General features: G+C 38.6%; 19 protein-coding genes. 7 read left to right on the top strand and 12 right to left on the bottom strand.

Going from position 1 to position 22,263, the window contains the following annotated elements; all coding sequences use genetic code 11:
• Positions 1 to 167 precede the first annotated feature (167 nt).
• Positions 168 to 2,471, bottom strand: a complete 2,304-nt coding sequence (locus ACFSR6_RS15285) for an ATP-dependent helicase (protein WP_379080448.1) — start codon at positions 2,469 to 2,471, stop codon at positions 168 to 170.
• A gap of 135 nt (positions 2,472 to 2,606) precedes the next feature.
• Positions 2,607 to 3,389: a hypothetical protein gene (locus tag ACFSR6_RS15280; protein ID WP_379080351.1), complete on the bottom strand. Its 783-nt coding sequence runs from the start codon at positions 3,387 to 3,389 to the stop codon at positions 2,607 to 2,609.
• Between the two features lie 538 nt (positions 3,390 to 3,927).
• Here ACFSR6_RS15280 and ACFSR6_RS15275 point away from each other — a divergent pair.
• The gene (locus ACFSR6_RS15275) at positions 3,928 to 4,251 is read left to right on the top strand and encodes a DUF493 family protein (RefSeq protein WP_379080350.1); all 324 of its coding nucleotides are present in this window, start codon (positions 3,928 to 3,930) and stop codon (positions 4,249 to 4,251) included.
• A 258-nt stretch (positions 4,252 to 4,509) separates the two neighbouring features.
• On the opposite strand, the gene ACFSR6_RS15270 is transcribed toward ACFSR6_RS15275, so the two are convergent.
• Positions 4,510 to 4,863 carry a winged helix-turn-helix transcriptional regulator gene (locus tag ACFSR6_RS15270; RefSeq protein WP_379080348.1) on the bottom strand — a complete coding sequence of 118 codons (354 nt, stop codon included), beginning with the start codon at positions 4,861 to 4,863 and terminating at the stop codon, positions 4,510 to 4,512.
• Between the two features lie 81 nt (positions 4,864 to 4,944).
• On the opposite strand from ACFSR6_RS15270, the gene ACFSR6_RS15265 reads away from it, so the two are divergent.
• The gene (locus tag ACFSR6_RS15265; RefSeq protein ID WP_379080346.1) at positions 4,945 to 5,838 is read left to right on the top strand and encodes an NAD(P)H-binding protein; all 894 of its coding nucleotides are present in this window, start codon (positions 4,945 to 4,947) and stop codon (positions 5,836 to 5,838) included.
• A gap of 39 nt (positions 5,839 to 5,877) precedes the next feature.
• Here ACFSR6_RS15265 and ACFSR6_RS15260 read toward each other — a convergent pair whose 3' ends face one another.
• Genes ACFSR6_RS15260 through ACFSR6_RS15250 form a run of 3 tightly spaced genes read right to left on the bottom strand, consistent with a single transcriptional unit; the run spans position 5,878 to position 8,961 of the window.
• Entirely contained in the window at positions 5,878 to 7,383 is a 1,506-nt protein-coding gene (locus ACFSR6_RS15260) for a PH domain-containing protein (protein ID WP_379080344.1), read from the bottom strand.
• Entirely contained in the window at positions 7,383 to 7,931 is a 549-nt protein-coding gene (locus ACFSR6_RS15255; RefSeq protein ID WP_379080342.1) for a PH domain-containing protein, read from the bottom strand. Before ACFSR6_RS15255 ends, ACFSR6_RS15260 begins: the two co-directional genes overlap by 1 nt.
• Positions 7,932 to 7,986: 55 nt before the next feature.
• Positions 7,987 to 8,961 (bottom strand): GDSL-type esterase/lipase family protein, encoded by a 975-nt coding sequence (locus ACFSR6_RS15250; protein WP_379080340.1) that lies wholly within the window; start codon positions 8,959 to 8,961, stop codon positions 7,987 to 7,989.
• Between the two features lie 256 nt (positions 8,962 to 9,217).
• Between ACFSR6_RS15250 and ACFSR6_RS15245 the strand changes: the two genes are divergently transcribed.
• Complete coding sequence (locus ACFSR6_RS15245; RefSeq protein ID WP_379080338.1) at positions 9,218 to 10,588, top strand: dipeptidase; 1,371 nt, start codon at positions 9,218 to 9,220, stop codon at positions 10,586 to 10,588.
• 847 nt (positions 10,589 to 11,435) lie between these two features.
• The gene (locus ACFSR6_RS15240) at positions 11,436 to 12,416 is read left to right on the top strand and encodes a glycoside hydrolase family 43 protein (protein ID WP_379080336.1); all 981 of its coding nucleotides are present in this window, start codon (positions 11,436 to 11,438) and stop codon (positions 12,414 to 12,416) included.
• A gap of 53 nt (positions 12,417 to 12,469) precedes the next feature.
• Here the strand turns inward: ACFSR6_RS15240 and ACFSR6_RS15235 are convergent, their stop codons facing one another.
• Positions 12,470 to 13,693, bottom strand: coding sequence for an MFS transporter (locus ACFSR6_RS15235; RefSeq protein ID WP_379080334.1), 1,224 nt, complete (start codon positions 13,691 to 13,693; stop codon positions 12,470 to 12,472).
• Positions 13,694 to 13,831: 138 nt separating this feature from the next.
• Between ACFSR6_RS15235 and ACFSR6_RS15230 the strand changes: the two genes are divergently transcribed.
• Entirely contained in the window at positions 13,832 to 14,728 is an 897-nt protein-coding gene (locus ACFSR6_RS15230; protein ID WP_379080332.1) for a glycoside hydrolase family 25 protein, read from the top strand.
• 158 nt (positions 14,729 to 14,886) lie between these two features.
• Here the strand turns inward: ACFSR6_RS15230 and ACFSR6_RS15225 are convergent, their stop codons facing one another.
• Positions 14,887 to 15,984, bottom strand: coding sequence for a mandelate racemase/muconate lactonizing enzyme family protein (locus ACFSR6_RS15225; RefSeq protein ID WP_379080330.1), 1,098 nt, complete (start codon positions 15,982 to 15,984; stop codon positions 14,887 to 14,889).
• A 131-nt stretch (positions 15,985 to 16,115) separates the two neighbouring features.
• Here ACFSR6_RS15225 and ACFSR6_RS15220 point away from each other — a divergent pair, with 131 nt between their 5' ends.
• Both ACFSR6_RS15220 and ACFSR6_RS15215 read left to right on the top strand, forming a co-directional pair.
• Positions 16,116 to 18,125, top strand: coding sequence for a thioredoxin domain-containing protein (locus ACFSR6_RS15220; RefSeq protein WP_379080329.1), 2,010 nt, complete (start codon positions 16,116 to 16,118; stop codon positions 18,123 to 18,125).
• Between the two features lie 10 nt (positions 18,126 to 18,135).
• Positions 18,136 to 18,642: an FKBP-type peptidyl-prolyl cis-trans isomerase gene (locus ACFSR6_RS15215; protein WP_379080327.1), complete on the top strand. Its 507-nt coding sequence runs from the start codon at positions 18,136 to 18,138 to the stop codon at positions 18,640 to 18,642.
• Between the two features lie 85 nt (positions 18,643 to 18,727).
• On the opposite strand, the gene ACFSR6_RS15210 is transcribed toward ACFSR6_RS15215, so the two are convergent.
• The 4 genes from ACFSR6_RS15210 to ACFSR6_RS15195 all read right to left on the bottom strand — a co-directional run bounded on the left by ACFSR6_RS15210 (position 18,728) and on the right by ACFSR6_RS15195 (position 22,008).
• Positions 18,728 to 19,357, bottom strand: a complete 630-nt coding sequence (locus ACFSR6_RS15210; protein WP_379080325.1) for a Uma2 family endonuclease — start codon at positions 19,355 to 19,357, stop codon at positions 18,728 to 18,730.
• Between the two features lie 39 nt (positions 19,358 to 19,396).
• Positions 19,397 to 20,614 carry a hypothetical protein gene (locus tag ACFSR6_RS15205; RefSeq protein WP_379080323.1) on the bottom strand — a complete coding sequence of 406 codons (1,218 nt, stop codon included), beginning with the start codon at positions 20,612 to 20,614 and terminating at the stop codon, positions 19,397 to 19,399.
• The gene (locus ACFSR6_RS15200) at positions 20,607 to 21,191 is read right to left on the bottom strand and encodes an RNA polymerase sigma factor (protein ID WP_379080322.1); all 585 of its coding nucleotides are present in this window, start codon (positions 21,189 to 21,191) and stop codon (positions 20,607 to 20,609) included. Before ACFSR6_RS15200 ends, ACFSR6_RS15205 begins: the two co-directional genes overlap by 8 nt.
• Positions 21,192 to 21,312: 121 nt before the next feature.
• The gene (locus ACFSR6_RS15195) at positions 21,313 to 22,008 is read right to left on the bottom strand and encodes a DUF4397 domain-containing protein (RefSeq protein WP_379080320.1); all 696 of its coding nucleotides are present in this window, start codon (positions 22,006 to 22,008) and stop codon (positions 21,313 to 21,315) included.
• Positions 22,009 to 22,263 lie beyond the last annotated feature (255 nt).

Below are 22,263 nucleotides of genomic sequence, written 5' to 3'. Positions count from 1 at the left end.
AGTGGCTTTCACCGTAAAGGCCAATGACAGAAAACGTAAAAAACGCAAAATTGAAAGGATAATTACTTCATTGTTCTTATTCTATTTTTCATAATTAACCACGAAGGCACAAAAACACAAAGTATAAATTAACTTTCTTCGTGCGTTGGTGCCTTTGTGGTAAAAAATTACTTCACAATCATCAGTTTTGCAAACTTCAGGAGCAGTTGTTTATTACCTAATCCCTGAAAAAATACCGTTGCTTTTACATCTGGTAATGTTCCTTCGAGGCTAATGATTTTTCCAAAACCAAATTTTTCGTGTTCTACTTCCATACCGCCTTGAAATTCATGTGGTTGTGATGGGGTAAAACCAGGTGTTGGAATGTGTGCCTTTGCCAGTAATGAGGTGGTTTTTGGTCTTGCCGGCGGGGCAGGAGCCGTTGCACCTGCAGCCGGTTTGGGTTTGCTAAAGAAATCGCGTGGTTGCGAAGTCCATGTTTTGCGCTCATCATCAAAATTACCGTCAAAAGAATTGGACCTGGCAGGTTTAACGTCCAGTTCTAAAAATTTAGGATTAATTTCGTTGATAAAACGGCTTGGTTCGCAGTTGGTTAGTGTTCCCCAACGGTAGCGCGAAGTAGCATAGGTAATGGTTAACTTAACCTCAGCACGGGTAATGGCCACATAAAACAAACGGCGTTCCTCTTCCAGATCGGAACGGGAATTGACAGACATTTGGGATGGGAAAAGATTTTCTTCTAAACCTACAATAAATACGTTTTTAAACTCTAAACCTTTGGCAGAGTGGATGGTCATTAACGAAACGGTATCTTTGTTTTTATCTCCGTCTTTATCATCATTGGTTAAAAGGGCAACATCCTGCATAAAGATATCAAGTCCCTTTTCTTCTATATCTTCACGCTCGGCAAATTCCTTAATACCATTTAATAATTCCTGGATATTCTCGTAACGTGCACGTCCTTCAACACTGTCATCGGTATATAATTCCTTTAAAATGCCAGTATGCTGTGCGATAAAAAGGGCCGAATCGTAGGCATCGAGTTTTTTTGCCTCTGCCTGGAAGCTTTGTACCATCATCGCGAAATCATTTAGCTGATTGGCTAAACGTCCGTCTACATACTGGTGCGCATTCGAAATCACATCCCACATGGTGAGGTTGTGCTGATCAGCTGCAACTATAATTTTATCGACCGAAGTATCACCAATACCACGTTTTGGATAATTGATTACCCTTTTAATGGCTTCTTCATCTTTCGGGTTAAAGGTTAAACGGAAATAGGCAATTAAATCTTTAATCTCTTTACGTTGATAGAAAGATGTACCCCCGTAAATTCTATACGGGATATTCAGTTTGCGCAAACCTTCTTCCATTGCACGGCTCTGCGCATTGGTACGGTAAAGAATGGCAAAATCATGGTAGGAATAACCTTTTAAGCCGCGCTCCTGGATAATAGATTCGGCAACCAGTTTACCTTCCTCATTATCGGTAAAAGCACGGGAAACTTTGATCCTGTCGCCTGGAACATTTTCAGAAAATACATTTTTTTCCAGCTGGTTTTTGTTGTTGGCAATAATACTGCTTGCTGCATCAACAATATTCTGGGTAGAACGGTAATTTTGTTCCAGTTTGTAAACCTTCAAATCCGGATAGTCGCGTTCGAAATTTAAGATGTTCTGGATGTTTGCACCACGGAAAGCGTAGATACTCTGTGCATCATCGCCCACTACACAGATGTTCTGATAGGCGGCAGCCAGCTTTTTAACAATGGTATACTGTGAAAAGTTGGTATCCTGGTACTCGTCCACCATCAGGTACCTGAATTTCTGCTGGTATTTGTTTAAAACATCAGGATGCTCTTTTAAAAGGATATTGGTTTTGAACAATAAATCGTCGAAATCCATTGCCCCGGCCCTAAAGCAGCGTTTGGTGTATTGTTCGTAAATCTGGCCTAACAGTGGACGTTTATTCTGGATATCCTCAGCCTGGATCTGATCGTTAGCCTGATATTCTCCCCACGAAATGAGGTTGTTTTTTGCCGAGGAAATCCGGCCGTAAACAAAATTCGGGGCATATAATTTGTCGTCCAGTTGCATCTCTTTTAAGATGGCACGGATTACGCTTTTACTGTCGTCAGTATCGTAAATGGTAAAATTGTTAGGGTAACCGATTTTCTCGGCCTCTACACGCAATATTTTTGCAAAAACGGAGTGAAAAGTGCCCATCCAGATGTTTTTAGCCTCTGCACCAACCACTTTACTGATACGCTCGCGCATATCTTTACTCGCTTTGTTGGTAAAGGTTAAAACCAGGATGTTAAACGGGTCGGTACCGGTTTGGATCAGGTGGGCTACCCGGAAGGTAATTACCCTGGTTTTGCCCGAACCGGCACCCGCAACAATCATTACCGGTCCCTTTGTGTTTTCTACTGCTGCTCTTTGTTGTGGGTTTAATCCTGCTAAATAATCCAAATCGGCTCCTGTTTTTTTGAGGTTCAAAAATAACAATTCCTGTGGCTTTTATTTGAATTTGTTGAGAAATAGAGTGCAGTTTTTTGAAAATCTATATCCAGACGTTATTGAATGCTTTCTTATTCTTTTTCCGATTTACTGTCGATAAATGCTTTCAAAATCAATTGGTTGTTCCGGTAGACTCTCGAGATTAATTAATTGCATGTTTTTAGGGTTGTTTTTTGAATATATCAAATCTACATTTAAGCCTTTGTAAAATTTTCTGGTGTAATCATAACTACCGATTTCTTTAGTAACTATAAATTCCTTTCCCTCTTTGGTTACAAATTTTACATTCACCTTGTTTGTTTTCACTCCACTCCCCCCTCGAAGCAACCTTTTATATTCGGTTGAGTTACCAGAAATTACAGTACCCACAGTTTGTATTTTCGAAGCTTGTAACAGTTCATTTTCTGCATAATCAAACTTTTTTGAAAATACATATACCAATATAAAACAGGGTATCAAGAAAATAATGGAAAAGCTATACTGGATGTTTGGTTTATCCATTGTTTTAAGAAAATCAATAGTCCAGGTTTCAAAATATGCGTAAGCATGTAAGATACAAAAACAGACAATAATAGCACCAATGATTGATAATAACGTGGTGTAGCCCACCACGTCCTGATAGGGGATAACAGAATTGAAGAGATAGAAAGAGACTATTACACCTATTGTCCAGGCTGAAAAAATGATTAAATTTCTCTTAGGTAGGTATTTTAATTTTTCCTGTAGAACAATTTTCCTTGCTCTTTCGGTTATATCCTTAGCGTCATCATCATCTACGGTGTTTGCTTTGATGAAATTTTCTATTTCAAATTCGTAGGCATCGCTTCTAAACATCTGTGCAAGCGCACTAATTTTTTCTTCTTTCAGCATTTTTTGAGCATTAATTAAAAAACTAATATAGATAATTACTTTATTTTCGGGTTGAACTTGTTCGAAATTATTTGCTGTAATATTTCAAAAAAATGAAGGCATATACGAAAATATAAGGTTAAGAAAAGCATTAAATTAAGAATTTTTTTAGCTGAGCTTATATAAAGCCTATATGGGTAACCACCTTTGGTGTTGTGAATTTGAATTATTCTGAAGGCCTATAGATAAGTTACATCGTTGTTTCATTGTACCGCTAGTCCTTTGCTTTGCTCATACGCCTGCAGGCCTTATGCTCCAGGGCCGGTACCCGCTTCGCCAAGGTTTAGGCAAGGTTATGCTGTGCTACTATTTAGGGGCCAAAAAGTACTATTGCCCTGATATTCACCTTATCTGAAATAATGCCTCCCGAAGACAAATTGGGTGCTGTGGAAGGACAAGGTAAGTAGGCTAAAATGGCCGAATTTAGGTGAAATATATGCATGATGCTGTCAGAATTACACATAGGTAGTTTAGGTATAGATTTTGATTGGATCTGATCATGGAAGAGAAAAGAATAAACAAGGATATTGAATTAACTGATATACCAGAGGGAAAGAGTCAGGATATTTATGTGAATTTAAAAGAGAAATTGGAAAGTGTTGAGCGGTTCCCTGGGGTTTACCACTTTAAATTTATCATTACCGGTGGTTTAGATAAAATAAATGATTTACGCACTATTTTACCTGATGATGAATTTATTGAGCAGCCCTCAAAAACTGGGAAATATGTGTCTATTACGGTGAAAAAACAGGTGCAAAATGCCGATGAGGTAATTGCTGTTTATAAGCAGGTTGGAAACATCAAAGGAATTATGATTCTTTAGACTATGCTGTGCAACTATTAAGGGTTAGAACCCAAGGTTATATTTTATCGTTCATCATCTGAACTTGTTTCAGCATCAACGGGAAATCAACTATACTTAATTCCGGCGGATTAATTATTGGTATGCAAAACGGTTACCCTGGTTTTCATAAAAGCCACTTCCGTATTTCATTTGTACTGTTAGTCTTTTGCTTTGCTCATACCGGTCCGTTCGTTTGGGTGGGTGCTTTTTAATGATATAGTATAAACAATACTGAAGTTAAATCGACCCATTCTTAACTGCCCAATCCACCATTGAGTCGAGCACGGTAAAAAGATCTTCTCCTGGTTTTGTTAAGCTATAAGTAACAACAGGAGGCACAACAGCCTGTGCATCCCTGTACACAATATCGTCAGCCTGTAACTGCTTTAAATGCTGAATGAGCATTTTTTCGGTAATCTGCGGAATGGCTCTTTTCAATTCACTGTAACGTTTTGGCCCACTCATTAAATGATATATAATGATAGGCTTCCAGTAACCGCCAATTTTTTCCATTACAAAGGTTACCGGGCAGCTGGTTAATGCCACACCCTTGTTAAAATTTCTGGTCGAAAGCTCTTTAATTGCTGTCATGTCTACATACTTTGGGGTAAGTACTTGTATAAAAGTAAGTACAAATATAGCTTTGCATCCATAATTTAAAAACAAAATATCATGAAAATCACATTAACAGGATCGTTAGGAAATATTACCAAACCACTTGCCGAAACTTTACTAGCCAAAGGTCACGAAGTAAAAATTATCAGCAGCAATCCCGGTCGGGCAGAGGCTATTAAGGCACTGGGCGCTATTCCGCTGATTGGTAACGTGGCCGATATTACATTTTTAACCGCCGCTTTTACAGGTGCCGATGCTATTTACACCATGGTGCCGCCTGATTTTTCTGCACCTCGATTTAAAGCTTACATTAGCGAAATCGGTAAAAACTATGCTGTGGCCATTCAGCAATCGGGCATAAAAAAGGTAGTGAATTTGAGCAGTATTGGTGCCGATTTACCAGACGGAACCGGGCCTATTGCCGGATTACACCAGGTGGAAAATACTTTTGCCCAACTGGACGGAGTAGCGATTAAACATTTGCGTGCAGGTTATTTCTTTATCAATTTCCTGGCAAATATCGATATGGTTAAACATGCCAATATTTTAGGTTCTAACTTTGGTGCCGATGCAAAATTAGTATTGGTACACCCACGTCATATTGCCAAAGTGGCTGCCGAAACATTGGAAGGTGAATTTAGTGGGAAAAGTGTATTGTATGTAGCTAATGATGACCAAAGCACAGCTGCCGATGTAGCTAAAACTTTAGGAGCCGCTGTTGGTAAACCCGAATTACCATGGATTGAATTTAGCGATGAGGAAGCTTTTAATGGTATGACTGGTGCGGGTTTACCAGAAGAAATTGCCAAAAACTACGTAGAAATGGGCGATGCGATCAGAAGCAACAGGCTTTTTACAGATTATTACAAAAACAGAACGGTTCTGGGAAACATTACTCTTCAGGATTTTGCAGCTGAATTTGCAGCTGTTTACAATAGTAAGATACCATAATAGTTGCCGGGTTTTAAAACCTGGCAATTGCTATTTCATTTACATCCAGCTCTTGTTATCGTGCTCAACCTGGTATAACCAATAATTTACGAGCCGTTTAATTTGGGTATAATTGCCATATTTGAAATGGATCTGACCTGCTGCGGTATGTAAGGTGAGGTGGCCAACATCAACCCCTTTATGCCAAGGATATTGAAAGGTAGTAATGGCCTGAATTTTATTTGGCTGCACAATTTCATTCGAAATATCCCATATTCCACTGGTTTTGATAATGAAATCTTGATTTACCGATATGCGGTGCCTTCTGTAACTGATATAAATCATCAATACACCTGTTAAAAAGTAGGCGAATGCAGCACCGATAAAGGGTTTCACCTCTGGAATATTAAAAGCCAGGATTAAAAAGATTGAAACGGGTAAAACCAGTTTGAAAAAAATCGGCAGGTTCAGAAAACGCCAGTCCGGGATGAAGGTTTTACCCTTTAGGGGAGCCTTCCCCAGAATCATTTTTAACAGTTCATCACGTTCAGTAACATTACAACCCGGGATTTCAAGGGTGTTCCCCTGCATTTCATGTCCTTTTTTACTTTGGCCAAAATGAGCCTGCTTTAAACTCATATTCAGCATGTTCATTTTTTTCTGAAAATAATTTTGGCTGTACTTGGTAACCTGCACTTTATTTGGGCTGATTAATGTATTTTTCTTGGCAATTAATCCCGAAGAAAGGAGCAGGGCATCTTTATGCTGCATGATCTGAAGCTCGAAATATTTATAGAAGGTTCTTACGAGATTGATAATCAGCAGTACAATTAAAAGGCATGCAATTAAAATGAAAACCGTAACAATGGTTAGCATTCCTGTTACCGTACTCTGAATTTCATCCCTGTTAATTTTGAATGCATCAAGCAGTTGCCTGCCTTCGTAAATAACCGTATAAAAAAAAGCGGCAAGCAAAGCTAAACTTTGTCCGTAATTAGAAGTTAGGCCCACTTTAAGTAAAGTAAGACCACTGATCTTTAAAAATGGTGTTTCTTCAGTAAGGTTATTTTCACGAACCGCTTCCGGTTGTTCTCCACCTATGGCCTTTCTGTTCAGTAGATGTGCCTGAAGGTTGTAGGCAGCCGTTTCGTCGATGGCTTTTATGCTTACTTCTTCTCCATGCGCACCGGCGGTATCAATTTTTAATCCATAAACGCCAATAATTTTTTGCAGAATATTCTGGTTAATGTTAACCTGTTGTATTTTATCGAGTTGAATAATGACCTGATCACGGCTGAATATGCCTTTATTTACTACAAATTCCTGCTTCTCCTTATCTAAAAAGAAGGTAAATTTTAAATACCATAAATAAGCAAATACGAAGCTGATTAATATAATAGCCAGAATGCCCAATACCAGGTAGATAAAAGAGGTGCTCGACATTTTTACAAATGCTATTATAAATAAGAAAAAGCTTGCCTTTACAATTTTTAGCAGGGTATGCGCACCCATTATAATAATACCAAAGGCCGATTCACGTTGTGGTTTGCTAAAATCGTTGTCCATTACGCTTCTGTTTCAGTTATTGAGTTTTCTGGCAGGTCTAATTTTTTCAAAAGTAAGTCCCTGATGCTTTTTGCCTCGCTGATGGCTATACCAGAAATGTGAATATGCCCGCTTTGACCACCTGCAGTAAATAACTGCAGTGATCCTAATTTATATATCCTCGAAAAAATACCTTCGTTTAATTCGATATGCTGAATCCTGTTTAAGGGAACAATTGTGGTCGATTCGGCTATAATTCCACTTTTATAAATTACATCATGCGTACGTACCGCATAACCACGTTTTTTAAAGCTTAAACGGAAAAGAAGGAAAAAAATAATGATTAAAACCACATAAACAGGTATAATCCATACAGCATTGGCTTTAAATTCATCAACAAATAACAGGAGAGTACCTAATCCCAGGCCCAACAAGCCAAAAAAGATCAATAGGTTAATACAGATGATTTTCCAATAATCGGGATGTGGGCGGCGTAACTGAATTTCTTCATATTTTGGAAGAAGTTCAAGATCAATAACTTCATTGGTAAAAAATGTCTCAGTGCTCATATTTAAAGGTACAAATCATATTAATCTATGAATAGACTAATCTTTAAATCTTTTGTTACCTCGCCACAATAAACTTTTTTACACTATTGTATTGTCCTGAATCCGAAGAGATTTTAAAGAAGTAAATACCAGGAACGAAAGTAGAAGTATTGATTTCTAATGTATGTTTACCCGTATTCAGATATTCGTTTACCACAGTTTTAACCAATCGGCCCATTAAATCATAAATCTGTATGTTAAGTTTATCCGATTCAGGTAAAACCACATCAATGAAAGTTTGCATGGCAGCAGGGTTGGGATAATTCTGAGAAACGGTGAACTTTAGGAATTTATCGAAAATAGCCTTGTTAATTGTGTCAAAAATCACATAACTTACCAATCTATAGCCGCGAGCATTTGGATGAAAGGCATCCTGATATAAGCTGAAATCGCGTCTCATTACTGCATTTACATCCGCTAAATATATTTTATACTCAAGAGCCAACTTTTTGTATGCCGTGTTAATGTTCCTGATATTGGTATTTACAGCAACATAACTTTTATTGGTCCTGTCGTCTATAAACTGAAGTGTACACAAAATCGGGACTAATTTTTGTTTGAGGCTTGCCGTAATTAAAGCCCTCATATTGGCAACGGTTTCAGCTACACTGCCTTTGCCGGCAGCAATCGAAATCGCATCATTAATGCCCATATCAATCACAATAAAGCCTGTTCTATTGGCTATTGCGTTATCAATTCTGAGCAGGCCCTGAAAGGTAGTCTGGCCGCCAATGCCATGGTTGGTAATATCAACGATTTTATTTGTATAACAATTTAAAAAATTGTTCTGTAGCATGGTTTGAAAACCAAGACCTTTTACCCCTTCGACAGTGCTGGCTCCAAACGTTACAATATTTATGCTGTCTTTTGAGTAATATTGAGCTGCTTCAGGGCAGCTTACACGGGTAGGATTCTGGCCTTGAGCGAAAGAATAAATGCAGACAAACAGAAGCAGCAGCAGAGATAAAAATACTTTTGCGCTAAACTTCATTGTTAAAATTCTTTCTTACAGGATTTAAGGATATCTGTTAAGGGCGCAATTTACAAAAAAGTAAATATAAATGATACTGGGCTTTTTTCTTTTTTACAAACAATAAACGATTTTTTGTATTTGTTAACAGACGAATGTGGGTTTAAAAAGCGAATTCAGGAGTGTACCTGATCCTCATTTGCCGAAAGTTATAATTTGTAGCTACTTTTAGGCCATTTATTTGGTAAAGCCTATATTTGTCCAAATTCATTTTGTTATGCAAGAAATTAAAAAATACGTAGAAACGCACAAGCAACGTTTTTTAGATGAGCTGTTTGAGTTGTTGCGTTTTCCATCGGTTAGTGCTGATCCGAAATACAAAGGCGATGTTTTAAAAACTGCCGATTATGTTGCGCAGAAATTAAAGGATGCCGGCGCAGATAATGTTGAGATCTGTCCGACAGCCGGTTACCCGATTGTATATGGCGAAAAAATTATAGATACTGCTTTACCAACCGTTTTAATATATGGCCATTATGATGTTCAGCCGGCCGATCCGTTAGAACTTTGGCATACTCCTCCTTTCGAACCTACAGTGCGCGATGGCAAAATTTATGCCCGTGGTGCCTGCGATGATAAGGGACAGTTTTACATGCATGTTAAGGCTTTCGAGCTGATGATGGAAACCAATACACTGGCGTGCAACGTTAAATTTATGATCGAAGGTGAAGAGGAGGTAGGTTCAGCAAACCTTGGTATTTTTGTAAAAGACAATGCCGAACGTTTAAAAGCCGATGTGGTTTTAATTTCAGATACGTCAATGATTAGTATGGAGCATCCATCAATCGAAACCGGTTTACGCGGTTTGGCCTACATGGAAGTGGAAGTGGTTGGACCGAACCGCGATTTACACTCAGGTGTATATGGTGGGGCAGTGGCTAACCCGGCAACCATTCTTTGCAAAATGATCGCTTCATTACACGATGAAAATAACCATATTACTATTCCTGCTTTTTACGATAAAGTGGTAGAATTAACAGATGCAGAGAAAAAAGCCTTGAATTCTGCTCCTTACGATGAAGCAGAATATAAAAAGGATCTCGATATTGAAGAAGTTTGGGGCGAAAAAGGTTATTCCACTTTAGAGCGTACCGGTACCCGTCCAACTTTAGAGGTTAACGGAATATGGAGTGGATACATTGGTGAAGGTGCAAAAACGGTACTGCCAAGTAAAGCCAATGCCAAAATTTCGATGCGTTTGGTGCCGAACCAAAACTCAGAAGAAATTGCCGAAATTTTTACCAAACATTTCGAAAGCATAGCGCCTAAAAATGTAAAGGTAAAAGTTACACCGCACCATGGTGGCGAGCCGGTGGTAACCCCAACCGACAGCGTAGCGTATAAAGCCGCTGAAAAAGCGATTGAAGACAGTTTCGGTAAAACCGCTATACCAACACGTGGTGGGGGCAGTATTCCGATTGTAGCGTTGTTCGAGGATGTTTTGGGTATTAAATCAGTACTTTTCGGTTTTGGTTTAGACAGTGATGCCTTACATTCTCCAAACGAGAAATATGATATTTACAATTATTATAAAGGAATCGAAACATTGCCATTATTCCATAAATATTTCGCAGAATTGAGTAAATAAGCTTAATCGCATCAGTCTGAACAACCGATGTGTCAGTCTGAGCGGAGTCGAAGAATAAATCCCTGTCTATTTTATAATGAGCAGGGATTTTTTTGCAATACCGGATTCTAAAACCTAAATAATATTGCTGGCCTGGCCATCTAAACCCGATGTCAATTTTAAACCCGCGGGCCGAAGCATGAGGACGAGGATTTGAAACGAAGAGCGGGGCTTCCCCAAGCTAAGGATTACAGGTTTTGCTTTCCAAAACGATACGAATTCTTATCTCAGGTATTTTTTTGAAAATGAGCGGTTTGCTTTTCATAGTTGCTTTCGTCCCGCCATCGCTCATAGTCCTCATTGCGTTGCACTTCATTCCGGGCTATCCGCTTTGTCGGGTTTATTTAACCGCGGTTTTTTCTTCGGAGAATGGCCTGTTATGGCACCAGGTTATAAAACTTAAATAGTATTGCCAGCTTGGCCAGCTAAACCTGATCGGAGTGTAAAACCCGCAGGCCGAAGCATGAGGACGAGGATTTGAAACCAAGAGCGGGGCTTCCCCAAGCTAAGGATTACAGGTTTTGCTTTCCAAAACGATACGAATTCTTATCTCAGGTATTTTTTTGAAAATGAGTGGTTTGCTTTTCATAGGTGCTTTCGTCCCGCCATCGCTTATAGTCCTCATTGCGTTGCACTTCATTTCTGGCTATCGGCTTTGTCGGGTTTATTTAACTTTGGCTTGTACTCCTGCTCGACTTAGTGTTCTCCCTGCCTTCACTCAGCGTGCTTTGCGTACTTCCTTCTTGTACTTAGCAGTTAAATAGAACGTCAAATTTTTAAACCACAGATTTTTTTCTAACTTGTACCTATGAAATATTTATTCTCACCTCTTTTACTTTTATCCGGTATCGTTTCTTTTGCTCAGAATACTAAAACGATTAAGCAGTCTGGAAATCCAATTTTTCAGGGTTGGTATGCCGATCCTGATGCAACTATTTTCAACAATAAATACTGGGTTTACCCAACTTATTCAGCAAAGTATAAGGAACAGGTATTTTTGGATGCCTTTTCTTCTGATGATTTGGTGAAATGGGAAAAACATCCCCATATTTTAGATACCGCCGCAATAAAATGGGCCAATAAAGCAATGTGGGCACCAGCAATAGTGCAAAAAGACAAAAAATACTATTTGTTTTTCGGTGCTAATGATATTCAGAATGATCGAGAAATCGGTGGGATTGGGGTGGCGGTGGCCGATAAGCCTGAAGGACCTTATAAAGATCATTTAGGTAAACCTTTGGTTGATAAATTCTACAATGGTGCACAACCTATTGATCAGTTTGTGTTTAAAGATAAAGATGGGCAATACTATTTAATTTATGGTGGATGGAAACATTGCAACATTGCAAAACTGAATAAAGATTTTAGTGGGTTTTTGCCTTTTGAAGATGGTACAACCTTTAAAGAAATTACACCTGATAATTATGTTGAAGGACCTTATATGTTTATCAGGAACGGTAAATATTATTTCATGTGGAGCGAAGGTGGTTGGACCGGCCCGGATTATTCTGTAGCCTACGCTATTGGCGATTCGCCCTTCGGACCTTTTAAGCGCGTTGGTAAAATATTAAAACAAGACCCGGCTATAGCAACAGGTGCAGGGCATCATTCGGTAATTATCAACGAGAAAAAAGGCGCTTATTATATTGTGTATCACCGCAGGCCTTTAACCGAAACTGATGGAAACCACCGTGTTACCTGCATTGATGAAATGAAATTTGATACAAATGGAATGATTTTACCTGTAAAAATTACCAATGAAGGCGTTAAGGCACAAAAAGTGAAATAGTTTGCCTTTTAACTCATATTTTTAGTTTACAGTGGGGATGTTTCCACTGTAAACTAATTTGTTTTTAATACAGGCTGCTGACGTTTATTCAACACGCTAAAGCCATAGGCGCAAAGCAAAAGGATACATGCCAATCCAAACCAAAGCCAGTTGTAACCAAATTGTTTGGCAATTAAAAAACCAAAATACGGTCCGACAACTTGCGCACACGACCAGCTCAATGTATAACCTGCTGCATATAAGCCCCTGTTATGGGCATTACTCCGGCTAATTACTATTGTATTTATAAAGGGCAGTACAAACATTTCGCCGATTGTAAAAGTTACGATGGTTAATGCAGCAGATATGACATGAAAAATAATCGGTGCACTTAACAACAGGTAAGAAACAGAAAAGAAAATTGCACCGATATTGATAAAAAACATGGGCGATTTTTTCTTTTCGATCTTATTGATCATAATCATTTCGAAGAGCGCGATTATTGCGCCGTTTAAGCCGATAATAATCCCGATGGCAAATTCGTTGATGTGCCATTGTTCTTTGAAAAATACGGGTACAACCCTGAACATCAGGAAAGCGCAAGTAATAAACAGGGTGGTTAAAAGAATAAATCTTACATAAAAACCATCCTCCCAGGGTTTTAAAATCACCATGTTATTACGCGTTTCTTTCGCTTTTTTGATAAAATCTTTCACTTTAGGCAACAAAAGCAGAATAGAGAGCCCCACCAGGATACTTACAGAACCTTCTACAATAAACAAAAGCTTATAATTAATAGAGGCAACAATACCGGCCAGGCTAATCCCGGCCGACCAACCGATATTTACCGCCAAACGGTTTAATGAATAGGAGCGGGTAATGGTATCTTCTTTTGCATAATGGGCCACTGCTGTAAAATTTGCAGGCCTGAAGGCTTCAGAAAAAAAGCTGATCACCACTGCCAGTACGCACAGGGTAGAAAAATGGGTAATGGTAGAAAACAAGATGAACAACAATCCCCCGATAACGGATGATAGGATCTGTACCGGCCTGAATCCGATCATGTCGGTTAGTTTACCTCCTGTTGCCGAACCTAAAATAGAACCCACACCAAATAAGGTGATGATTAAACCTGCGTCCATTTCAGACCGGTGTAAACTTTGGGTAACATATAAACCCATAAATGGAACGGCCATGCTGCCACACCTGTTAAACATCATTACGATGCTTAATAACCAGGTTTCGCGACTGAGGCCGCTAAAAGATGCTTTATAAGTATTAAAAATGAGTTTGAACATGGTAATTCCGGATGCTGTAAAAATACCAAAAGCGGGGTATTAATTAATCATCTGAATTCCATATCCTGTATTAAACTAAAAAAGTTGAGCGAAAAATGTTCTATAATTTTTACAAATTTGCATCCGGAAAAAGATCAAATGCCCCCAGAGAAAAGAACCCCAATAAACAAAACCCCGGTTGCTAGAAAACCCGCTGCTAAGAAACCTGTAGCCAGAAAATCTACATCGGGCAGAAAAAAGAAAGCAGTGCTTTCCATTCAGCTGAAGTTGGTTATTGCCGGTCTATTGTTGATTCTACTCTCTCCCTTTTATTATGGTTATGTATTAAAGGGTTTTGTGGCAACCTGGCGGTGGGTGAAAGACTGGGGGCAAGACCCTAATTACAGGACTTATGAAAGCTTTAACATCAGGATCCCTAAAAAATATACGGTTCATGGTATTGATGTTTCTTACTATCAGGGTAAAATAAACTGGCAAAAAGTAAAGGAAATGAAGGAGGATGAAGTGAGTATCAGTTTTGCCTTTATCAAAGCCACAGAAGGCTTAATGTTGGTTGACCCATATTTTCAGCGTAACTGGCGCGAAGCCCCAAAAGCAGGTATTATTTGCGGTGCATATCATTTTTTCAGGCCAAAAAAAGATGGGAAAACGCAGGCTAAATTTTTCTTGCAAGTGGTAAACATCGAGAAAGGCGATTTACCGCCCGTTGTAGATATTGAATCTTTAGATGGCGTTTCTCCGCTAAAAATGAGGGCAGAACTTTCTGATTTTCTCAATTACATAGAAATGAAGACCAGAGTAAGGCCGATTGTTTACACGGGACTTAAATTTTATGATGATTATCTGGCCGGTTATTTTGATGATTATCCCTTATGGATTGCCCATTATTATCAGCCAAAGTTAAGGATGGATAAAAGCCGCTGGAAATTTTGGCAGCATTCTGATAAAGCCAAAATTAACGGAATAGGCCATGTAGTCGATTTTAATGCTTTTAACGGCGATAGCCTGGCACTTGATAGGTTATTGGTTCACTAGTCGTTAGTTCGTGGGTTAATTGTTCAAATCGGTTAAGCGACTCCAAACGCCAAACGCTCAACTCCAAACTATCATGCTAAACCATAAACCCTAAACTACATTATGTAATTGGCGCTATACCTGAAAACTAATAAACCATTGACCAATGAACAACTGAACTAAATAGTCCAGCTTTCACATTCCGCTAAGAAAAATTCATCGGCTTCAGCACCGATACCAATTTCTTCGGGAACATCAAGAAAGTAGCCGTTGTAGGTGAGGCCGCCAACAACCGGATCAACCAGGTGACCCAATAGAGCTGTATCTAAGTCGAAAAATTCTACATTCGGACTTGCATAAGCGAAATGCAGGTTGGCACTTAAAGCAATCCTGGTTTCGAGCATGCTGCCAATCATACATTTCACACCCCGTTGTAAGGCTTCTTCGTGGATTTTTTGCGCTTCTAAAATACCCCCGGATTTTGAAAATTTAATGTTCAGGTAAGTGGTAGACTGGCTATTGATCAGTTTCCGGGCGTCGTGGTGATTGTAGCAGCTTTCATCGGCCATTAATTTAATTGGCGAATTAAGTTTCAGTTCGGGTAATTTATCATCGTACCAGGTGCGCATGGGTTGTTCACAAAACTCTATATTGTATTTTTCCAATTCACCTAAAGCGAATAAAGCATCATCAAAACTCCAGCCCTGGTTGGCATCCAGGCGTAAAATCAAATCTTCGCCCACTGCCTCACGAATATGTTTTACCCTTTCTATATCGTCATGTACTTTTTTGCCCAGTTTAATTTTTAAAATCCGGCAACCCTGGCTTTTATATTTCAAAGCCGTAGTGGCCATTCCTTCTGGTGTATCGATGCCAATGGTCATATCGGTTTCTATAATACGTTTAGTTCCACCGAGGAATTTATAAAGTGGTAAGCCTGCATTTTTAGCTGAAATATCAAATAAAGCCATATCGAAAGCACTTTTAATGGTACTGTTATGATCAGCATAACCCAGCAGGTCGTTCATCCGCTCCGGAATATCTAAGGGATCTTTACCTTTTAAAATGGCGGCAAAGTCTTTGGCCATGGCAATGCAGGTTTCCTGCGTTTCGCCCACAATCATCGGAAATGCCGAGCATTCGCCAATACCATGAATGCCGGTATCGGTGTAAATGCGTACCAACACATTTTGGGCAAAATGCATGGTTCCTGTGGCAATCACAAAAGGTTCCATGGGGATGCTGAAGCGGTATATTTCGGTGTGGGTGATTTTCATTTTTTTTAAGGCTGGATTTCCAACTAAAGTATAAAAACAAAAACTAAATAGGAACAGGTTTGTAGAATATTAATAGATTTACGCCTCAAATTAAAATTCCACTTTCTTTCTTACATTTTACAGGCCATCCCATGTCAGAAACCAATAATTTAATCCACGCTTCATCGCCTTATTTGCTTCAACATGCCCATAACCCGGTTGAATGGTATGAATGGGGTGTAGAGGCATTAGAAAAAGCAAAAGCCGAAAACAAGCTGATTTTGGTAAGTATTGGTTACTCAGCCTGCCATTGGTGCCATGTAATGGAGCGAGAGAGTTTCGAAAACCACGAAGTTGCCGAAGTAATGAACCGGCATTTTGTGTGCATTAAAGTTGATCGGGAAGAACGTCCGGATATTGACCAGATTTACATGTATGCCATCCAACTCATGACCGGTAGCGGCGGCTGGCCTTTAAACTGCATCTGTTTGCCCGATCAGCGTCCGATTTATGGCGGAACTTATTTCCGGAAAAACGATTGGATCAATATTCTGGAAAATGTGGCTGCCCTTTGGATAAACGAACCCGATAAAGCCATTCAATATGCCGAGCGTTTAACTTCGGGGATCAAAGACAGCGAAAAGATAATTGCTGTGGAAACAGCAGAAGAATATGCGCACGAACATTTAACTGAAATTATCGATCCCTGGAAACGTCATTTCGATATTGGTTACGGAGGTTATAACCGGGCTCCAAAATTTCCTTTGCCTAATAATTGGGTATTTTTATTGCGTTATGGCTTTTTAAAAGACGATGAATCTGTTTTTACGGCGGTTTGCCATACGCTCGAAGAAATGAGCAGAGGTGGGATTTACGATCAGATTGGGGGAGGCTTTGCCCGATATTCGGTTGATGATAAATGGCATGTGCCTCACTTCGAAAAGATGCTTTACGATAATGCGCAATTGATCAGTTTATATGCCGAAGCTTACCAGTGCACCAAATTCGATTCCTTTAAACAGACTGTTGTGGAAACGATACATTGGGTTGCTGATGAGATGACTTCTGCAGAGGGGTTGTTTTATTCGGCACTGGATGCGGATAGCGAAGGGATAGAAGGCAAATTTTACGTTTGGGATAAAACAGAATTCGACCAGGTTTTGGGCGAAGATGCCCAATTGATTGGGGCCTATTACAATATTACAGAAGAAGGTAACTGGGAAGAAGAACAAACTAATATCTTGCGCAAAACAATCAGTGATGACGATTTACTGGCGAAATTTAACATTACGGCTGAGGTGCTTTATGATAAGGTAAACGCAGCCAAAGAAAAATTATTGGCTGTGCGTAGCAAAAGGATCAGGCCAGGTTTGGATGATAAATGTTTAACCGCCTGGAATGGAATGATGATTAAAGCATTAGCTGATGCTGCCGAAGTATTCAATCATCAGCCATATTACGAAAAAGCCTCAACTGCAGCTAATTTTATTTTAAACCACTTAAAATCAGAAAATGGTGGCTTATACCGTAATTATAAGAATGGAAAGGCTTCAATTATAGGGTTCTTAGACGATTATGCCTTTTTTATTGAAGCACTGATTGCTTTGTATGAAGCCGATTTTGATGAAAAATGGTTAGAAGAAGCGAAATTATTGACCGATTATGTGATGACTAATTTTACAGATGCAGATTCACCTATGTTTTTTTATACCTCTGCTGAAAGTGAAGATTTAATTGCCCGTAAACACGAAGTGATGGACAATGTTATTCCGGCTTCAAACTCTACCATGGCGCAGAACTTAAAGAAACTAGGCTTGCTTTTTGACATAGAAAAATATACCGAAAAAGCTTCTGAAATGCTCGCTGCGGTTCATCCGAAGATTAAAAGCTATGGTTCTGCCTACTCAAACTGGGCCATTCAATTGTTAAACGAAATTTACTGTATAAACGAAATTGCCATAACCGGTTTCGAAACCGATAGTATTAAATTAGCATTAAGCGGACATTATATTCCGAATAAAATTACATTGGGTGGAACAAAAAGTAGCCTCCCGCTGTTAAAAGGTAAGCAAAGCAATGAAACAAAAGTTTATATTTGCCGAAATAAAGTATGCCAGTTGCCGGTTAACACTGTTGAGGAAGCATTATTGTATGTACAATAAATTAATTTAAATGAATATTTCACCAAACTCTGTAGTAGCGTTAACTTACGAATTGCATACTACTAACGAAGAAGGACAACAAGTTTTTGTAGAAAAAGCTGACGAACAAAATCCTTTAGTATTTTTATATGGCGTTGGCATGATGTTGCCTAAATTTGAAGAGCATTTAACCGGTTTAAAAACTGGCGATGAGTATTCTTTCGAGCTATCTGCTGCAGATGGTTATGGCGATATCGATCCAGGGGCTTTTGCCGACCTGCCAAAAACAATGTTTACCGAAGCCGGTGGCGAACTGCCAAATGTTGGTGATGTAATCCCTCTACAGGACAATAATGGTAATCAGTTCAGGGCTGGCGTTACTGCAGTTCATGATGAAACCATCTCAGTTGATTTAAATCACCCAATGGCTGGTAAAAATTTATTGTTCAGCGGCGTGATTTTAAATGTACGCGAAGCGACTCAAGACGAATTGGCCCATGGCCATGCTCATGGAGCAGATGGACATTCAGGTCACTAAATAATAAATATAGCGATTTTCAAAGAAGTCAGGTTTAAATAGCAAATTGCCGTTTAAACCTGACTTCTTTCATTTATATCTATGCCTAATCCTGAAAAACCTCTTCTAAAATAAGTTTAAAGCCAGGTATAATCCGGGTAGTTACCTCTTCGCCCTCAGTGAGGAGTTTGGTAGGCTGAAACTTGCCGTTATCATCAAGGATATACCTGAAAAATGTTTTATCCGAAGGACTTACAATCCAGTATTCTTTTACGCCTGCTTCTTCGTAGACTTCATATTTGTTAACCAGTTCCTTTTTATTATTGCCAGGCGATAAAATTTCGACAACGATATCCGGTGCGCCAATGCAGCCCCGTTTATCGAGTTTAGCAGGATCACATACCACCACAATATCGGGTTGAACTACGGTAAAAACATCTCTGTCATCTTGCGTTTTCTTGGCTAAACGTACATCAAAAGGTGCTGAATAAACTTCGCATTGATGGCCGTTTAATGCATTGTAAATTGGTACATAGATTCTTCCTGATATTTTCTGATGAATCCTGGAAGGAGCTGGGCTCATTTCAAAAATGTAGCCTTTAATAATTTCTAAACGCTCTTCAAATTCGAAACGCATATAATCTGCATAACTGTAAATAGCAGAAAAATCTACCTCATTAAGGGTTTTAATAGGAGGTAGCTCTTCTTCGGTAGGATATGGCTTGATATTTTTCATATGAGGTATTTAACCAAATATACTAAATATCTTAGTTTTTTAAAAATCAATTTTCAGCCGCAGTCCACCATTGGTAAGGTTAAGGTTTTCTTTAGAAAAGGTTTTCATGGGCAGCCTTAAAAAGGGCTCTATCGCAATGTTATTCTTTTTGGATATTTTTTGCTTATAGCCCAGAGAGAAATTGTAAAATCCGATATATTTATCGGGGTCTATACTGGCTTCGGGCTGTGGCTCAACTGTTTTTTCCTTTACAATCATGGTTTTGGAATCAGCATAGCCATTTACCGCCGGAGAAGAGAAACTCTGAACCTGGTTTACGATATAGCTGTTTTGCAGCGAATTATTTAAAACAGCAAGTGCAGAAACCCCAACATTTGTATAAAGTTTATCACTTATATTATATTTTAATTCTAAAGGAACATTAATTCCACGTACTTTAGCATCAACAGAAGCCAGATTTTTGCCTGATAAGGTTTGTGGTGCAGAAGCATCCAGCGATTCTGTTGCACTTATAGAGGCGTAAGATATACCAGAGCTTATTGATAACTTGTTGGCAATGGCATACGATAAAGAAAATCCATAATTCATATTTACCTTATTGTCATTACCCATAGCAGGGGCAACATATACATCTGGTTGCCATTTGGAGTTTTCATTCGTTTTAGATGAAGTTTTATGCTGATTTGCACGACTATCCTGTGCCAATAATTCCTCAAATGTTACTTTTTTATTTGGTGCTGTTTTTTTCTTTTCAGTTAAAATTTCAAAATTTTTAGAGCTAAAAGTCGAAATATTATTACCCGCAAGTTTATTATCTAATAAATTTGTGTTTACAGGCACTAAATATTCCGAATTATTGACATCACTGTACTGCTTGTTCTCTTCAAGGGGCAGAGTTGTTCTTTCTGCAGTTTTAACCGGAAGCTTAGTTCCATTAAGGTTGTTTAAAACAATGGTATTTTCATTTAATTGGTCAGTGCTGTTTTTTGCAGGAGCATGGTTATTAAGCCCGGTGATTGAGTTTCGTGGTGTTTTAGTTTTAGCTGTTGTTAGATCAGTTTTTTGATTGGCATTGTTTAAGGTGAAAAATACACCGCCAAAAACCAAAATCAGGGCAGCAGCAGCCCAAAGAGGCCAATACACTATTCTCCTTTTCTTCTTTTCTTTTTCCGAAAAGCGCTCCCAGGCACCATTAGGATAGGTTTCCTCATGGTTTTTGAGCTGCGTGGCAATATGCTCAATTAATTCCTTATCCATTTTTCTCGTATGAATTGACCATGGTATTTAAATAAAGGGTACGTAACTTATTTTTAGAACGTGTTAAATACACACGGCTCGAACTTTCAGGGATATTCAGCATCTTCGATATCTCATCGTGTGCAAAACCTTCAATTTCGTATAAGTTAAACACCAGTCTTTGTGTGTCTGGTAAGTGATTTAATAAATTTAAAATATCATTAACATGAAGTTCTGAAGCAACAGAAACATGCGAAATCGGATGTTCGTTTTCTGAAAGGTCATCTACATAGTATTGCGCTTTCGAACTTCGTATTTTATCTATTGCGGTTCTCGAAGCAATCTGGGCAATCCAGCCTTTAAAAGACCGAAGCAGTTCTTCCGGATTTTTAGGTGCCTTAAAGCCGGCAACATGTTTAAAAATCTTGATAAAACTGTCATTTACAAGCTCTTCACTATCAGAAGTGTTCTTGGTGTACCTTAAAATAATGCCCATTAAATAGCCATAAAATGATTTATACATCATTTCTTTACAGCTATTGTCGTTTTTTACACAGCCTTTTAAAATTTCCTCAAAACTGAGTATTTTTTTTATCACCCTTGTAAAGGACTATTTTTTAAAGGTTTATCATGATTAATTGCTTTCAAATTTAAGAAAATAACACCGCCCAATTTTCTGGGCGGTGCTAATTTTCCATCTCACAGGTAGAGTGATTTTTTTACTTATTCGTCATCACCGATAAACCCAGTCCGGTACTGTCCGTTTTACTGGTTAAACCTTTTGCCCAAATGGTATAAATCTTTCCTTTTTCAATTTTAATTGATGGTAAACTTACTTTAACCGTACCGCTCTGTTTTAATTGAAAAGTATAGCTGTCGTTAGGTGCAATATTGGTAAAGGTGGTAAATTCTTTAAAAGCTTTGGCGGTGAATAATGGCGCATCGGTTCCGGCTATAGCTAGATCGTAAGTGGCCGTTCCAGGGCTTAAGTTTACAAAACGAACTTTGGCTTTATCTGCTTCAGGTGCTTTTAAATCATCTTCAAGAACTAAGAGTTTTGTGGATTTTAAAGTATCAACAACGAATACCGAATAAAATGATCCTGATTTTAAACTAACAGAAGAAGTTGTTAAATATTTTAAAGAATCTTTTTTAGCAACACCTGCCAGTCTTATTCCCGGGTAAGCTGCATAATATCCTAAATCCTTGGTGTAGGTAAAAAAGTTTATTTTTTGATTATCCAGAATAAAATCCAGGGGGCCTGTACCTGGCGATGCATGCACGAAACCAATTCCTGCTGCTTCTATCGGATCATTATTAAAATCCTTTTTACAAGCGGTAATGGTTAAGGTTATTGCGAAGAGAGAGAGTATAATTTTTGCCGTAATGCTAAAATTTTTCAAATTCGTTTTCATTTTAATGTTAAATCAATTTTATAAAGCAAATTGGTTAATGGCCATTAACGCTTTTTTCTTGTAAAACGGTTTACGAAATGAAAACGCTACAGTGGTTCTCGATTTTTTTATAAAAAAAAGCCACATGTTGTGGACTGCCCCCAAAAAGTTGGACACTTTAATAGGAGCATTTTATGAGCAGAAAAATTAAGTATAGTCTGGAATTTAAACTGGCTATCATCGGTCAGGTCTTAAGTAGAGAGAAATCTTTGGTTT

This window comes from Pedobacter vanadiisoli (assembly GCF_042684385.1).
In the GTDB taxonomy this organism is placed as follows: domain Bacteria; phylum Bacteroidota; class Bacteroidia; order Sphingobacteriales; family Sphingobacteriaceae; genus Pedobacter; species Pedobacter vanadiisoli.
This window is presented reverse-complemented; position numbering and strand designations above follow the sequence as displayed.